The 15,264-nt window shown below is 61.8% G+C and carries 15 protein-coding genes; 8 read left to right on the forward strand and 7 right to left on the reverse strand.

The features are described 5' to 3' along the window. Positions 1-4 precede the first annotated feature (4 nt). From accC to FDM28_RS01070, 4 genes are all read right to left on the reverse strand, one after another. Complete coding sequence (gene accC / locus FDM28_RS01055) at positions 5-1,354, reverse strand: acetyl-CoA carboxylase biotin carboxylase subunit (RefSeq protein WP_138512182.1); 1,350 nt, start codon at positions 1,352-1,354, stop codon at positions 5-7. A gap of 12 nt (positions 1,355-1,366) precedes the next feature. Further along, positions 1,367-1,825 (reverse strand): acetyl-CoA carboxylase biotin carboxyl carrier protein, encoded by a 459-nt coding sequence (accB, locus tag FDM28_RS01060; RefSeq protein WP_138512184.1) that lies wholly within the window; start codon positions 1,823-1,825, stop codon positions 1,367-1,369. A 170-nt stretch (positions 1,826-1,995) separates the two neighbouring features. After that, positions 1,996-2,553: a TlpA family protein disulfide reductase gene (locus FDM28_RS01065; protein ID WP_138512186.1), complete on the reverse strand. Its 558-nt coding sequence runs from the start codon at positions 2,551-2,553 to the stop codon at positions 1,996-1,998. Then, positions 2,543-3,139: a hypothetical protein gene (locus tag FDM28_RS01070; RefSeq protein WP_138512188.1), complete on the reverse strand. Its 597-nt coding sequence runs from the start codon at positions 3,137-3,139 to the stop codon at positions 2,543-2,545. The genes FDM28_RS01065 and FDM28_RS01070 overlap by 11 nt, the downstream gene beginning before the upstream one ends. Before the next feature lie 143 nt (positions 3,140-3,282). Between FDM28_RS01070 and mpl the strand changes: the two genes are divergently transcribed. Together mpl and FDM28_RS01080 are read left to right on the forward strand one after the other, a co-directional pair. Then, the gene (gene mpl, locus FDM28_RS01075; protein ID WP_138512190.1) at positions 3,283-4,776 is read left to right on the forward strand and encodes a UDP-N-acetylmuramate:L-alanyl-gamma-D-glutamyl-meso-diaminopimelate ligase; all 1,494 of its coding nucleotides are present in this window, start codon (positions 3,283-3,285) and stop codon (positions 4,774-4,776) included. Positions 4,777-4,812: 36 nt separating this feature from the next. Beyond that, positions 4,813-5,103 carry a hypothetical protein gene (locus tag FDM28_RS01080; protein ID WP_138512192.1) on the forward strand — a complete coding sequence of 97 codons (291 nt, stop codon included), beginning with the start codon at positions 4,813-4,815 and terminating at the stop codon, positions 5,101-5,103. Positions 5,104-5,200: 97 nt separating this feature from the next. Here FDM28_RS01080 and FDM28_RS01085 read toward each other — a convergent pair whose 3' ends face one another. The 3 genes from FDM28_RS01085 to rodA form a co-directional block, all read right to left on the reverse strand. Next, a complete protein-coding gene (locus FDM28_RS01085) occupies positions 5,201-6,328 on the reverse strand; it encodes a 3-deoxy-7-phosphoheptulonate synthase (RefSeq protein WP_138512194.1) in 1,128 nt (375 codons plus the stop codon). 227 nt (positions 6,329-6,555) lie between these two features. Beyond that, positions 6,556-8,016, reverse strand: coding sequence for a metalloprotease TldD (gene tldD / locus FDM28_RS01090; RefSeq protein WP_138512196.1), 1,461 nt, complete (start codon positions 8,014-8,016; stop codon positions 6,556-6,558). Positions 8,017-8,076: 60 nt separating this feature from the next. Beyond that, positions 8,077-9,231 carry a rod shape-determining protein RodA gene (gene rodA / locus FDM28_RS01095; protein WP_138512198.1) on the reverse strand — a complete coding sequence of 385 codons (1,155 nt, stop codon included), beginning with the start codon at positions 9,229-9,231 and terminating at the stop codon, positions 8,077-8,079. A 62-nt stretch (positions 9,232-9,293) separates the two neighbouring features. Here rodA and FDM28_RS01100 point away from each other — a divergent pair, with 62 nt between their 5' ends. From FDM28_RS01100 to FDM28_RS01125, 6 genes are all read left to right on the forward strand, one after another. Further along, positions 9,294-9,884 carry a YqiA/YcfP family alpha/beta fold hydrolase gene (locus FDM28_RS01100; RefSeq protein WP_138512200.1) on the forward strand — a complete coding sequence of 197 codons (591 nt, stop codon included), beginning with the start codon at positions 9,294-9,296 and terminating at the stop codon, positions 9,882-9,884. Positions 9,885-9,939: 55 nt separating this feature from the next. Further along, entirely contained in the window at positions 9,940-11,991 is a 2,052-nt protein-coding gene (locus FDM28_RS01105) for a ribonuclease catalytic domain-containing protein (RefSeq protein ID WP_138512201.1), read from the forward strand. 2 nt (positions 11,992-11,993) lie between these two features. After that, entirely contained in the window at positions 11,994-12,854 is an 861-nt protein-coding gene (locus FDM28_RS01110; RefSeq protein ID WP_138514177.1) for an energy transducer TonB, read from the forward strand. Continuing rightward, positions 12,851-13,567: a monofunctional biosynthetic peptidoglycan transglycosylase gene (gene mtgA, locus FDM28_RS01115; RefSeq protein WP_138512203.1), complete on the forward strand. Its 717-nt coding sequence runs from the start codon at positions 12,851-12,853 to the stop codon at positions 13,565-13,567. Before FDM28_RS01110 ends, mtgA begins: the two co-directional genes overlap by 4 nt. A 65-nt stretch (positions 13,568-13,632) precedes the next feature. Next, entirely contained in the window at positions 13,633-14,244 is a 612-nt protein-coding gene (locus FDM28_RS01120) for a lysophospholipid acyltransferase family protein (protein WP_138512205.1), read from the forward strand. Positions 14,245-14,254: 10 nt separating this feature from the next. Continuing rightward, positions 14,255-15,244, forward strand: coding sequence for a phosphatidate cytidylyltransferase (locus tag FDM28_RS01125; protein WP_138512207.1), 990 nt, complete (start codon positions 14,255-14,257; stop codon positions 15,242-15,244). The last annotated feature ends 20 nt before the right edge of the window (positions 15,245-15,264 follow it).

A 15,264-nucleotide genomic window follows, 5' to 3' on the forward strand; every position in this document is an offset into this window, starting at 1 on the left:
GGCCTTATCGCTTGTGTTGTTCCAGCCAATGCTCCAGGTAGTGGATATTGGTTCCACCATCCATGAACTTGGCATCCACCATCAACTCGCGGTGCAGGGGAATGTTGGTGCTGATACCTTCCACCACCGTCTCCGCCAAAGCGGTACGCATACGGGCCATGGCCTGCTCGCGGGTGTCACCGTGCACAATGATCTTGCCGACCATCGAGTCGTAGTTCGGCGGCACAAAGTAGTTGGTGTAAATGTGCGAGTCCACGCGCACGCCCGGTCCACCTGGGGCGTGCCACATGGTGACGCGACCAGGCGATGGAATGAACTTGTACGGATCTTCCGCATTCACCCGGCACTCGATCGCGTGGCCACGCACTTCGATCTGGCGCTGGGTAAAGGGCAGCTTCTCGCCTGCTGCCACCATGATTTGAGTTTTGACAATGTCAATGCCGGTCACCATCTCGGTCACCGGGTGCTCCACCTGCACGCGGGTGTTCATTTCAATAAAGTAGAACTCGCCGTCTTCGTACAAGAATTCGAAGGTACCCGCACCGCGGTAACCAATCTTCTTGCAGGCTGCCACGCAACGCTCGCCAATGCGTTCAATCAACTTGCGGTTGATGCCCGGCGCAGGCGACTCTTCCAGCACCTTCTGGTGGCGGCGCTGCATGGAGCAATCGCGCTCACCCAGATACACCGCATTCTTGTGCTTGTCGGCGAGGATCTGGATTTCAATGTGCCGCGGGTTCTGGAGAAACTTCTCCATGTACACCGCAGGATTGTTGAAAGCAGCGCCGGCTTCGGCCTTGGTCATGGCCACGGCATTCACCAATGCTGCCTCGGTGTGCACCACGCGCATGCCGCGACCGCCGCCACCGCCGGCCGCCTTGATGATGACCGGGTAGCCAATGGACTTGGCAATGCGCTTCATAGCCACCGGATCATCGGGCAACTCACCCTCCGAGCCGGGCACACAAGGCACACCGGCGCGAATCATGGCCTGCTTGGCCGACACCTTGTCACCCATGATGCGGATGGACTCAGGGGTAGGGCCGATGAACTGGAAGCCGCTCTTCTCCACGCGCTCGGCGAAGTCGGCGTTTTCGCTCAAAAACCCGTAACCGGGGTGAATCGCTTCTGCATCAGTTACCTCTGCGGCCGAAATAATGGCCGGCATATTGAGGTAGCTCTGCCCCGAGGGAGCGGGCCCGATGCACACGGCCTCCTCCGCCAGCTTCACATACTTGGCTTCGCGGTCGGCTTCGGAATAGACCATGACGGCCTTGATACCCAACTCGCGGCAGGCGCGCTGGATACGCAGCGCAATCTCGCCCCGATTGGCAACCAGAATTTTTTTGAACATGGGTGCTGCGTCTTATTCGATGATGAACAGGGGTTGGCCGTATTCCACAGCCTGGCCGTTCTCACTCAGAATTTGCGTCACCGTGCCGGACTTGTCGGCTTCGATCTCGTTGAGGATCTTCATCGCTTCAATGATGCAGATGGTCTCGCCTTCCTTGATGGAGTCACCAATTTCCACAAACGCCTTGGCGCCAGGGGCCGAGGAGCGGTAGAACGTACCCACCATCGGGGACTTCACGGTATGACCGGTTGCGACGGCTGGCTCAGCCGCCACCGGCGCGGAGGGAGCCGCTGGCGCTGCGGCGGGAGCGGCGACAGGCGCTGCATACACCGGAGCGGGCGCATAGCCCTGAACCACTGCACCACCACCCTTGACGATACGAACCTTACCTTCGGCTTCGGTAATTTCCAGCTCCGACACATTGGAATCAGACACCAGATCGATCAGGGTTTTGAGTTTGCGTAAATCCATGGAATCTCCAACAACCGACATTAGTAAAGCGGCGAATTTACAGCAAATCGCCGCCAAAAAACCATATCTCCACCCAAAAGAAGGGAAAAGACCGGAAAAATGTCTAAATAAAATCGCCCCGAAGGGGCTTGGGACAGTGGATTCAGGGCGAATCCACTAGGTGAACACCTCTATTTTACCGCAGCCCACGCGGCGAGATCCGCAGGCGTCACCCGGCCCATCTTGCGCTGGGCCACAGAGCCGTCTGAGGCAATCAACACCGAGAACGGCAGCCCGCCCGTGAGATTGCCCAACGCGCGCCCCAGGTCAGCACCCGACAAGCCCGCCATCGCCACCGGAAAACTCAGCGGCAGCTTTTGGAGAAACGGCAGCACCGCCTCTTTGCGGTCAATCGCCAGCCCCAATATCTGCACGCCACGGCCGCCCTGCTCTTTGAAAAAACCCTCCAAAAGCGGAAGCTCATCCACACATGGAGGGCACCAGGTGGCCCAGAAGTTCACCAGCACAGGCCGCCCTTTGAAGCGGGCCATGGCCAAAGTAGTGTCTTGAGGCGTTTGCCACTCTTGCGCCCAAAAGCCCGGCACAGGATCGGCCGCCACAGCGGAGTCATTGGCATGGCGCAGCGACAGACCCAGCCCGGCAGCCCCCGCCAAACCGGCCGCAACACCCCACAACACGGTACGCCGGCGCGAGGATGGGGCTCGCGTCAAATTTTCACTATCTGCCATGAACATCCCCCAACAGCTTTTGAACTGCCGCCAAATTACCTCTCGGCGCCCTGCCCTTGCTATCCGGCTGCAAGGCACCTCGCACATCATCCAAGTCGTTGATGAGCAGGTGCACTCCGACCTGCTCGCCCAAAGGCACACACAGAGCGTGAATGCTCAAAGAGTCCACCATGTCGCCATGCAAACCAGGCACGGAGCGCACCTCGAAGCGCACGCCCTTGTCAATCAAACTGATCTCCGCCGATTTGGGATCATCACAAAACAACTGCAGATAAATATCCGACCGCCGGGTGGCCGTGCCGCGCCACACTGCACCGCCCAAGTGAGGGCGAAACGCCTCCAGTCGCTGCATCCACTGCACCGCCAACTCCCGCAGGGCCTGCAACTCCTCCGCCTGGCTCTCGGCGCAGAAGATGGCGATGTACTCCTCCACCGCGGCCTCCACCTGGTCGTTGTCCGGCAAGGCCGAGCGTGACGACACGCCCAGTTGTTTGACTGCGCGACGCTTGGCCGGACCGTATTCCAGCCCCTCCTCCACCACCAAGCGGGCGGCGGTGGCGGCGATTTCTTCTTTCAAATCATCCATGGAGGGATTGTGCCTGCGCAGCAAAAGCCCCTCACACCACGCGTTGCTCTTGTTTTGATAGCTGCTCGCGCATGATTCACGGGCGCCCAAGCCATAAAACATGCTCCTATTTGCCACTGGAGGCCCCTCGTAGAATACCGGCCATGCATATTCATATCTTGGGCATTTGCGGCACCTTCATGGGTGGCCTGGCCGCGCTGGCGCGTGAAGCCGGCCACAAAGTCACCGGCTGCGATGCCGGCGTTTACCCCCCCATGAGCGACCAGCTCCGGGCCTTGGGCATCGAACTCATCGAAGGCTTTGACGCCGAACAGATGGCTTTGCAGCCCGACATGTTCGTCATCGGCAACGTAGTCAGCCGCGCCCGCTTGGCAGATGGCAGCCCCAAATTCCCACTGATGGAAGCCATCTTGGACGCGGGCGCCCCCTACACCAGCGGCCCGCAATGGCTGGCCGAGCATGTGCTGCAAGGCCGCCACGTGCTGGCCGTTGCCGGCACCCACGGCAAAACCACCACCACCAGCATGTTGGCCTGGGTGCTGGAGTACGCCGGACTGCAACCCGGATTCCTGGTTGGCGGGGTCCCGCTGAATTTCGGAGTATCGGCAAGACTGGGTGGAGGGCCGTCTGTGCCCTCTGCGCAGGTCAAGGAGGAGCCCGCAAAGCGGGCGGGGGACACGGAGCAGAGGGCGCAGACGGCCCACCACCCTGCCTCCAGAGCGAAACTCTTCGTGATCGAGGCCGACGAATACGACACCGCCTTCTTCGACAAGCGCAGCAAATTCGTGCACTACCGCCCACGCACCGCCATCCTCAACAACCTGGAATTCGACCACGCCGACATCTTTGACGACCTGGCCGCCATCGAACGCCAGTTCCACCACCTCGTGCGCACCGTACCCGGCACCGGCCGCGTGGTCGTCAACGGGCTGGAAGAAAGCCTCACCCGCGTGCTGCACCAAGGCTGCTGGAGCGAACAACGCAGCTTCGGCGCTGCGGTGAGCGACTTTGCGGCCGTCGGCGAGCCGCACGATTTTGCGGTGCACCACCACGGGCGCGAAGTGGCCCGCGTGCAATGGAGCCTGGGCGGCGTCCATAACCAGCTCAATGCACTGGCCGCCATCGCCGCTGCCGAGCATGTGGGTGTGTCGCCTACAGTCGCAGCAGAAGCCTTGGGCCAGTTCGTGAACGTGAAGCGCCGCATGGAAGTGCGGGCCCAAGCCCCGCTGGCCGGACAGCCCGCCAGCGCGCCCGTCACGATTTACGACGACTTTGCCCACCACCCCACCGCCATCCGCACCACCGTCAACGGCCTGCGCCGCCAAGTCGGCAAGGGGAGAATCTTGGCCGTGTTCGAGCCGCGCTCCAACACCATGAAGCTTGGCGCCATGAAAGCTCAGCTACCCTGGAGCTTGGAAGAAGCGGACCTCGCCTTCTGCCACAGCGGAGGCTTGGGCTGGGACGCTGTAGAAGCCCTCGCCCCCATGGGTACGCGGGCCCAAGTGGGCGACAGCATTGACGCCGTGCTGGCTCAAGTAGCCGCCGCCCTGCAGCCGGGTGACCACGTGCTGTGCATGAGCAATGGCGGCTTCGGCGGCATCCACACCAAGCTGGCCAATCTGCTACAAACTTCATAGCTACTCGCGCACTATCCATCTGCGCTAGCGCCATATTTGACCCTCCAACTTATGCAAAGCGATCCGAACTTTCAACTCCGCCTGCCCGAAGGCGCCCAATTCACCGACCTGAAGCTACGCCGCTGCGACGCTGAAGCGATCGACATGGACATGGACCTCGTCGAGCGCATCTGCCAGCTCAACCAGTGGGACGCCGCCAAGGTGCGCGAGAACCCTGGCCCGGTCATCAGCACCATCCTGAGCGTCTGGTACAAAACCCATCTGGCTGCGGGCGGCACGCCGGATGCCGTGATGGAGTCACTGCGCGCACCGGCGCCGCTCCAATAAAAAGGCGGGCCCGCAGCCCGCCTTTTCTTTCCGGTTTGCAACCGCAAGGCCAACGCCAGATCGCGTTGGCCTTTTTGCTGCCGCCCCAACCGCCGGATCAGCCTGCGCGACGCGCCTTGACGGCGGCAGACAGCACTTCCAGCGACTCCACCGAATCGTCCCAGCCCAGGCAAGCGTCGGTAATGCTCTTGCCGTATTCCAGCGTGCTGGAGTCGTCTTTGCCGGGGGTGAACTTCTGGGCACCGGCGTTCAGGTGGCTTTCCACCATCACACCGAACACGCTGCGTGAACCACCGCGGATCTGGCCGGCAATGTCTTTGGCCACCTCGAGCTGCTTTTCGTGCTGCTTGCTGCTGTTGGCGTGGCTGCAGTCCACCATCAGGGTCTGGGGCAGCTTGGCCTTGGCGAGGTCGGCACAAGCCGCGGCCACGTTGGCAGCGTCGTAGTTGGGCGCCTTGCCGCCGCGCAGGATAACGTGGCAGTCTGGGTTGCCATTGGTTTGCACAATCGCCACTTGGCCATTTTTGTGCACCGACAAGAAGTGGTGGCCACCGGCCGCAGCCTGAATGGCGTCGGTCGCGATCTTGATGTTGCCGTCGGTACCGTTCTTGAAGCCGATGGGTGCCGAGATGCCGGAGGCAAGCTCGCGGTGCACTTGGCTCTCGGTGGTGCGCGCACCGATGGCGCCCCATGAAATCAGGTCGCCCAGGTATTGGGGCGAAATCACGTCCAGGAACTCGCTACCCGCGGGCATGCCCAAGCGGTTGATCTCGATCAGCAGCTGGCGCGCGATGCGCAGGCCTTCGTCGATGCGGTAGCTCTCATCCAGGTAAGGGTCATTGATCAGGCCCTTCCAGCCCACGGTGGTGCGGGGCTTCTCGAAGTACACGCGCATCACGATTTCCAGCGTGTCTTTGTACTTCTCACGCTCCACTTTCAGGCGGCGGGCGTAGTCCAGCGCAGCGGCGGGGTCATGGATGGAGCAGGGTCCGATGATGACCAGCAGACGATCATCCTTGCCGGCCATGATGTTGTGGATGGTGCTGCGGGTGTCGGTGATCAGGGTTTCCACCGCAGAGCCGCGGATGGGGAAGAAGCGGATAAGGTGCTCTGGAGGGGGCAACACGGTGATGTCCTTGATGCGTTCGTCGTCGGTCTTGCTGGTGCGGTCGGCGGGTTGGGATTGGCCGTACCAGGCGTCGCTTGCAGAGGCTTTTGCATTCATGTCAGGTCTCCAGAGTTCAAATAAAAATGAAACAGGGTGAAAAGGCAAAAAAAAACCGCCGGGGGTGCCGGCGGTTTTTTGGGAAGATTCAGGACGTTTCTTTTGGGTACGTTCAGATCTCTCGACCGCCGGATGCGCGTGAGAACCAAAAGTAGCTAAAAAAGAAACGTGCGGAATGCATGGGGTTCAATGTAGCACAGGTTTCCAACCGGGGCTTACGCCACCGACTACGCAGTTCCACCTACGGTCAGCCCGTCGATGCGCAGCGTAGGCTGGCCCACCCCCACCGGCACGCTCTGGCCTTCCTTGCCGCAGGTGCCCACACCGGGGTCCAGCTTCATGTCGTTGCCGATCATGGAAACGCGCTTCAGGCACTCGGGGCCGCTACCAACCAGCGTGGCACCCTTCACGGGGTATTGGATCTTGCCGTTTTCCACCCAGTAGGCTTCGCTGGCGGAGAACACGAACTTGCCGCTGGTGATGTCCACCTGGCCGCCACCGAAGTTGGGGGCGTACAAGCCTTTTTTGATGCTGGCGATGATTTCTTCCGGCGCCTTGTCGCCGCCCAGCATGTAGGTGTTGGTCATGCGGGGCATGGGCAAGTGGGCGTAGCTCTCGCGGCGGCCGTTGCCGGTGGGCTTCACGCCCATCAAGCGGGCGTTCATGCTGTCCTGGATGTAGCCCTTCAAAATGCCGTCTTCAATCAGCACGTTGCGCTGGCTGGGGTTGCCCTCGTCATCCACATTGAGCGAGCCACGGCGGTCGGCAATGGTGCCATCGTCCAGCACGGTCACGCCCTTGGCGGCTACGCGTTGGCCGATGCGGCCGCTGAACGCGCTGCTGCCCTTGCGGTTGAAGTCGCCTTCCAGCCCGTGGCCTATGGCTTCGTGCAACAGAATGCCGGGCCATCCAGCACCCAACACCACGGTCATCTCACCAGCAGGTGCGGGGCGGGCATCGAGGTTGGTCAGTGCGGCGTGCACCGCCTGGTCCACATAGTCTTCAATCTGCGCATCGGTGAAATACGCCAGCCCGAAACGGCCGCCACCGCCACTAGAGCCCACCTCGCGGCGGCCTTTTTGCTCGGCAATCACCGTCACGCTCAGGCGCACCAGTGGGCGCACATCGGCCGCCAGCGTGCCGTCGGCACGGGCCACCAGCACCACGTCATATTCCGCCGCCAAGCCGGCCATCACCTGGATGATGCGCGGGTCTTTGGCACGCGCCAGTTTCTCCACCTTGCCCAACAGCTCCACCTTGGCGGTGCTGTCCAGCGTAGCAATCGGGTCCAAGCCGGCGTAGAGCTTGCGGCCACCCGCTATCTTTTGTGCAGCAGCTTTCGCACGCTTGGTCTGCGCTGCAGCCGAAATGGTGCGCACGGTGCGGGCTGCATCCAGCAGCGAAGCTTCAGAAATATCGTCCGAATAGGCGAAGGCGGTTTTCTCGCCACTCACCGCGCGCACACCTACGCCCTGGTCGATGCTGAAAGAGCCGGTTTTGACGATGCCCTCTTCCAGGCTCCAGCCCTCGGAGCGGGTGTACTGGAAGTACAGGTCTGCCTCGTCCACCTGGTGCGCCTTGATTTCGTTCAGGGCTTTGGTGAGATGGCTCTCATCCAGCCCGAAGGGCGTGAGCAACAGGGATTTGGCCGTGGCCAAGCGTTCAATGGTGGGTTCGCGGGAGATCATGCGGCCATTTTAGGCTTGCACCGCTGTCCCTTGCCGGCGCAAGCCCAAGCGCCTGGGCGATCAGCTCTGCACCAGCCGCTTGGAGTTGGCAATGGACATCAAAATGCCCAGCGCCAGCCCCAGCGTGACCATGGCCGTGCCACCGTAGCTGATAAAGGGCAGGGGTACCCCCACCACCGGCAGGATGCCGCTGACCATGCCCATGTTCACAAAGGCGTAGGTGAAAAAGATCATGGTGGCTGCACCCGCCAGCAAGCGGGAAAACAGCGTGGGCGCCTCCAATGCAATCGCTAACCCACGCAGCACCAAAAAGATAAATGCACCAATCAGGAAGATGTTGCCCAGCAGGCCGAACTCTTCTGAGTAGGCCGCGAAGATAAAGTCGGTGGTCCGCTCGGGAATGAATTCCAGGTGGGTTTGCGTGCCCTTCATGAAGCCCATGCCGGTGATGCCACCGGAGCCGATGGCGATCATCCCTTGAATGATGTGAAAGCCCTTGCCCAGCGGGTCCCGCGTGGGGTCGAGCAAGGTGCAAATGCGCTGCTGCTGGTAGTCGTGCAGCACCGGCCAGCGCACACCATCGGCGCACAGCTGCGGCTCAAACACCACGATCAGGAAGATACCGATCACGCCGATCACCAGGGGCGGGATCACCAGCTTCCAGCTCATGCCGGCAAAAAAGATCACCGCCATACCGGCCGCCAGCACCAGCAGGGCGGTGCCCAAATCGGGCTGCTTCATGATCAGACCCACCGGCACGGCCAGCAAGCCGCCGGCCACCACGAAGTCCAGGGGCCGCAACTGGCCCTCGCGCTTCTGAAACCACCAGGCCAGCATCAGCGGCATGGCGATTTTGAGAATCTCGCTGGGCTGAATGACCACCCCGATGTTGACCCAGCGCTTGGCGCCTTTTTTGGTGATGCCAAACACCGCCACCGCAATCAACAACGCCACCCCAACCGTGTACAGCGGCACGGCGGCCAACATGAGGCGCTGGGGCGGAATCTGGGCCACCACAAACATGATGGTGGCGGCAATCAGCATGTTGCGGGCATGGTCCTCAAACCGGGTGCCATGGTCAAAGCCGGAGGAATACATAGTCAACAAGCCGGCACTGGCCAGCATGAACACCGCAAAGGCCAGAGGCCCGTCAAACCCGGCAAACCAGGGCGCAATGCGCTGGCGCAGGGGGACTTTTCCGAATTGGTACGACATGGGGTTGATTATCCCCAAGGCACGACGTCCACCGCCGTGATTCGCACCCTTACCATGCGGTCATGACCACCCACGTCCTCTACCTTCACGGCTTTCGCTCGTCACCGCAATCGCACAAGGCACAGGCCATGGCGGCCTTCATGGCGCAGCACTACCCGCAGGTGCATTGGTGGTGCCCGCAGCTGCCACCCTCCCCCCAAGCGGCCATGGCCTTGTTATTGCAAGGCATTGCAGGCTGGCCGCACGACACCATGGCGGTCGTCGGCTCCTCGCTGGGCGGGTTTTATGCCACCCATATTGCCGAGGCCACCGGGTGCCGGGCTCTGCTCATCAACCCCGCGGTAAACCCGGCGCGTGATTTGGGTAAATACATCGGCGAGAACCGCCAATGGCATGCGCCAGAGGAAAACTTTTACTTCTTGCCGGAGTATGTGGATGAGCTGCGCGCTTTGCGGGTGGGTGATTTGCAGCACCCACAGCGCTACCGCGCCCTCCTGGCCAAAGGGGATGAGGTACTGGACTGGCGCGAAATGCATGCCCGTTACGGTCACACGCAGGTCACGCTGCTGGAAGGCGGGGACCATGCCCTGACCGGTTTTGAGGAATACCTGCCGGATTTCGCCCGGTTTATGGGACTGCCCCCGAACAAATGAGGGGTTGAAGCCCCTGCATCCGGAGCGGGTAGTTTTGCGGGGACAATCTCCCCCTATGTTTGTACTGTTTGAAGAAGCCGGAAAATTCATGGCCGGCCGTGTCCTGTCCGAGGCGGAAGCCTCCGCGCAGGTGGAGCTGGATTCCGGCAAGCGCGTCAAGGTCAAGGGCGCCAACATCCTGATCAAGTTTGACAAGCCCGCTCCGGCGGAGTTCGTTGCGGCCGCCCAAGCGCAGGCGGCCGGCATTGAGCTGGACATGGCGTATGAGTTTGCCCCCGACGACGAGTTCGGCTTTACGGACCTGGCCAAGGACTACTTTTCGGCCCAGGCCAGCCAGGCTGAGCAGGCGGGCATGCTGTTCAAGCTGTTCGACACCCCGCACTACTTCCGCCGCGCCGGCAAAGGCCGCTTTAAAAAGGCGCCTGCCGAAATCATTCAGCAGGCCCTGGCAGCCATTGAAAAGAAGCGCCTGATTGCCGAGCAGATCACCCAATGGGCGCACGAGCTGGCGGCGGGCCAATGCCCTGCGGCGATCAAGGAGCAGCTCTACAAAATCCTGTTCAAGCCGGACAAAAACGCCCCCGAGTACAAAGCCGTGGTCGAGGCCAGCCGGGCCACCCACATCGCGCCTCTGGAGCTGCTGCAAAAGGCCGGCGCCATTGCGTCACCCTACCAGTTCCACTGGAAGCGCTTTTTGCTGGAGAACTTTCCCAAGGGCACCGGCTTTCCCACCATTGCCGCACCCGCCATTGCCGACGAGTTGCCGGTGGCGACCGTGCAGGCGTTTTCGATTGACGACTCCCAGACCACCGAAATTGACGATGCCCTGAGCGTGCAAGGCCTGGGCACCGGCACCGTGACGGTGGGCATTCACATTGCCGCGCCCGGCCTGGCCGTGCAACCCGGCAGCCCGGTGGACGTGCTGGGCCGCGCCCGCCTGTCCACGGTGTACATGCCCGGCTACAAAGTCACCATGCTGCCCGATGACGTGGTGCAGACCTACACGCTGATGGAAGGGCGGGACTGCCCGTCTGTGTCGCTCTACGTCACCTTCAATGAAGAGACGCTTGAGATCCAGAGCGGCGAGACCAAGCTCGAACGCGTGCCGATCGCCCACAACCTGCGCCACGACCAGCTCGACAGCGTGGTCACCGAGCAGTGGCTGACCGACGCCTCGTTTAACCATGAAAATGACGTCCAGCCGGCAGCGGGCCTGCGCGAGCAGCTATCATTTTTGCACCGCTTGGCGCGCGACCTGAAAGCCAAGCGCGAGATCGTGCGCGGCAAACCCGAGACCTTCAACCGCCCGGACTACAACTTCCGCCTGCAAGGCAACGATGGCGCGGAGCCGCAGGGCGACGAGACCGTGCTCATCAGCATCCGCCAGCGCGGCGCGCCGCTGGACCTGATCGTGGCCGAGGCCATGATTTTGGCCAACAGCACCTGGGGCAGCTGGCTCGCCGAGCTGGGCGTGCCCGGCATTTACCGCAGCCAGGCGTCGCTGGCGCCCGGCGTCAAAGTGCGCATGGGCACCAAGGCTTTGCCGCATGCGGGCATCGGCGTCAAAGCGTATTCGTGGGCAACCTCGCCGCTGCGCCGCTATACCGACCTGGTGAACCAGTGGCAGATCATTGCCTGCGCACGCCATGGCAAAACGGCGGCTTTGGTCGCCCCCTTTAAGCCTAAGGACGCGGAGCTGTTCGCCATCATCTCGTCGTTTGATGCGGCCTACAGCGCCTACAACGGCTATCAGGGCGCCATGGAGCGGTTCTGGACCATGCGTTACGCGCAGCAGCACGGCATCACCGAGCTCACGGCCAGCCTGTTCAAGGACGGCATGGTGCGGGCGGACGACATCCCGCTGGTGCTGCCGGTGTTGGGTGCCCAGGGCCTACCCCGCCACGCCAAGGTGCGCGTGAAGCTGGGCGAGATGGACCTGATCACCCTCGACGTGCAAGGCACCGTGATGGAGCGCCTGGACGCGCCGGTAGAGGCCGACCTCCCGGACGAAGAGGACGACAGCGAAGACGATGTGGCCGGCCCGATCGCGATTGCGGTGGATGTGAACGAAGCGCCCGAAGGCGGCGGCGATAATCTCACCCCGTGAATCTGCGCAGCATCTCCACACTTCAATGGGCCCTGGGTGTATCCATCGCGGTACACGGGGCGCTGCTGACAGTGCGTTTTGTGGATCCGGAGGCTTTCAACCGCGTGTTTGAAGACAAGCCGCTGGAAGTCATTCTGGTCAATGCCAAAAGCAACGAGAAACCGGACAAAGCCCAGGCCATCGCCCAGACCAACATGGCGGGCGGTGGCGATGTAGAAAAAGGCCGCGCCACCAGCCCCCTGCCCCCGTCCGCGCTGACCGATATCGGCGACTCGCTGGAAGAAGAGGCCGCCCGCAAGCTCCAAAGCCTGCAGGAGCAGCAAAACCTGTTGCTCGCCCAGGTCAAGAGCCAGCTCGCCGCCCTGCCCCCGCCTGACCCCAGCAAGCTGGCCGACAAGGCGGAAGCCGCCGAGCGGGAAGAAAAGCGCAAGCAACTCATCAAGCTGCTGGCCGAAATTGAGCGCCGCATCAACATGGAGAACGCGCGGCCTAAGAAGCGATACATCAGCCCTGCCACGATGGCTCAGGAGTACGCGGTTTATTACGATCGAATGCGGAACGCTATCGAAACTCGAGGCACGGAAAACTTTCCCCAAAGCGGCGGAAAAAAGCTCTATGGCGAGCTAACAATGATCGTCCATATCAACTCAAAAGGTCGTGTGATAGAGACTGAAATTGTTCAAAGCTCGGGGAATCTCATCTTGGATAAGCAAGCAAAGGCAATCGCCTCAACTGCCGGGCCATTTGGCGACTTCACTCCGGAAATGCTCCGCGTGGCTCAAATATTGTCCGTTCCCTCCCGCTTCAAATTCACCCGCGAAGAGACGCTGGAAGCCAAGGTCTCGTCCTCCAACTCGCAATGAAGCAAGTAGTGAGACTGCTGGTGCTGTGTGTGCTCGCGTTCGTGGCACTGCAGCTCTACTTTGCGGGTCGCATTGCCGCCATGGCGGTGGTGGACCCGCAGTCCACCGCCTTCGAGCGCTCCGAGGCTTACCGGGTCACCACCGAAACCGGCGCCCTGCGCTGGCGCCAGGAGTGGATGCCGTATGACCGTATCTCTGACAACCTGAAGCGCGCCGTCATTGCCTCAGAAGACGATGGTTTCAGCCAGCACGATGGCGTGGACTGGGATGCACTGGAAAAAGCCTGGGCCAAAAACGCCAAGGCCGAACAGCGCGCCGAGCAGCGCAAAACGACCAAACCGCCCAAGATTGTGGGCGGCTCCACCATCACCCAGCAACTGGCCAAAAACCTGTTTTTGTCGGGCGAGCGGACACTGCTGCGCAAGGGGCAGGAGTTTGTATTGACCATGTTGCTGGAGCATTTGCTGAGCAAGCAGCGCATCCTGGAGATTTACCTCAACAGCGTGGAATGGGGTGAAGGCGTGTTCGGTGCAGAAGCTGCAGCCCAGCACTATTTCCGCAAGCCCGCCAGCAAGCTCAGCGCCTACGAGGCGGCCCGTTTGGCCGTGATGTTGCCGCGCCCCAAATTTTTCGAGAAGACACCCAACTCGGGCTACCTGAGCAGCCGCGCCGGCACCATCGTGGCGCGCATGCCCGACGCACAGTTGCCTTAAAGAGCACCCCACCCGTTGCGCTTCGCGCAAGCCGGGTGACATACGCGCTCTGTATCATCCCCGCCATGCTTGCCAAGTTGATGAGTTACTTTTTGCTGGGGCTGATCCGCTTTCTCACCGGTGCGCAAGCGCGCTGGCACGGTTGCCCGCCCAAGGCCGAGCAGCGCATTTATTTCGCCAACCACCAGAGCCATGCGGACCTCGTGATGATCTGGGCGGCCCTGCCCAAAGAGCTGCGCCACATCACCCGCGCGATTGCCGCCAAAGACTACTGGACCAAAACCCCCTTCCGACAATGGATCACCACCGCCGTGTTCCATGTGATTTATGTGTCGCGCGACCGCAGCTCCGACGAAGACCCCCTGGAGCCGCTCATCGACGCCCTGTCGAATGGCGATTCCATCATCCTGTTCCCCGAAGGCACGCGGGGCCACACCGGGGAGCCACAGGCCTTCAAGGCAGGGCTCTACAACCTTGCCACCCGTTTCCCGAACGTGGTGCTGGTGCCCGCCTGGATCAACAATGTGCAACACGTGCTGCCCAAGGGCGAAGTGGTGCCGGTGCCGGTGCTGTGTTCGGTGACCTTCGGGGCGCCCATGCAGGTCGCCGAGGGCGAAGACCGCCGCGCCTTCCTGGACCGGGCCCGCAATGCCGTGGTCGCCCTGCGGGACGTGTGACAAGGGCGCTATGTACTTCTATTTGAAAAACCTCGGCCCCACGCAGCAAGTCGGCGCGTTGTTCATCATCGTGTTTGGCTTGCTGCTGCTCTCCAGCATCGTGGCCTTTGTGATGTCGCTGCGCGACTATGGCGACGACGAAGCCGGAGACCGCCGGCGCCGCGAACTCAAAAACCTGGATGGCGTCATCCGCACCAGCTGGTTCATGGTATTTGTGTTCTGGGTCGGCTGGCTCAGTGGCCCCCTGGTGGCGCTGACGCTGTTCGGCGGCGTGTCGTTCTTTGCGCTGCGGGAGTTCATGACCCTCTCCCCCACCCGCCGGGGCGACCACCGCAGCCTGGTGCTGGCATTCTTTGTGGTGCTACCGCTGCAATATTGGCTGGTGGCTACCGAACACTTCGACATGTTTGCCGTGTTCATCCCGGTCTACGTCTTTCTGGCCCTGCCAGTCGCGAGTGCGCTGGCCAACGACCCGCTGCGCTTTCTGGAGCGCAATGCCAAGCTGCAGTGGGGCATCATGGTGTGCATCTACGGCATGAGCCATGTGCCGGCGCTGTTGATGCTCAAGTTCCCGGGCTACGACCACAAAAACGCCTTCATGGTCTTCTTTCTGGTGCTGGTGGTGCAGTTCTGCATGGCCATCCAGCACCTCGTGTCGCGCAAGCTCAAGCTGCCGCCCGCCGCGCCGGCCATCAGCCAGAGCTTCAACTGGCCGAGCTGGTGGATCGGGGTGTTCATTGCCAGCCTGTTTGGTGCGTTGCTGGCCGGCATCACCCCCTGGGTGCCGGGCACGGCCTTTGCCTTTTCCTTCATTGCCTGTGTGGCGGGCTCCATGGGCCACTTTGTGATGAAGGCGCTCAAGCGGGACCGCGGCATTCCCAGCTGGGGCGGTGAAATGCGTGCGGTGACAGGGGCCGGCGGGCTGCTGGACCGGGTAGATGCCCTGTGTTTCGCCGCGCCCGTGTTCTTTCACTCCGCCAGGTGGTATTTTGACCTCTAGCGCCCGCCCCACCTGCGCGA

Source organism: Rhodoferax bucti (assembly GCF_005876985.1).
Classification (GTDB): Bacteria; Pseudomonadota; Gammaproteobacteria; order Burkholderiales; family Burkholderiaceae_C; genus Allorhodoferax; species Allorhodoferax bucti.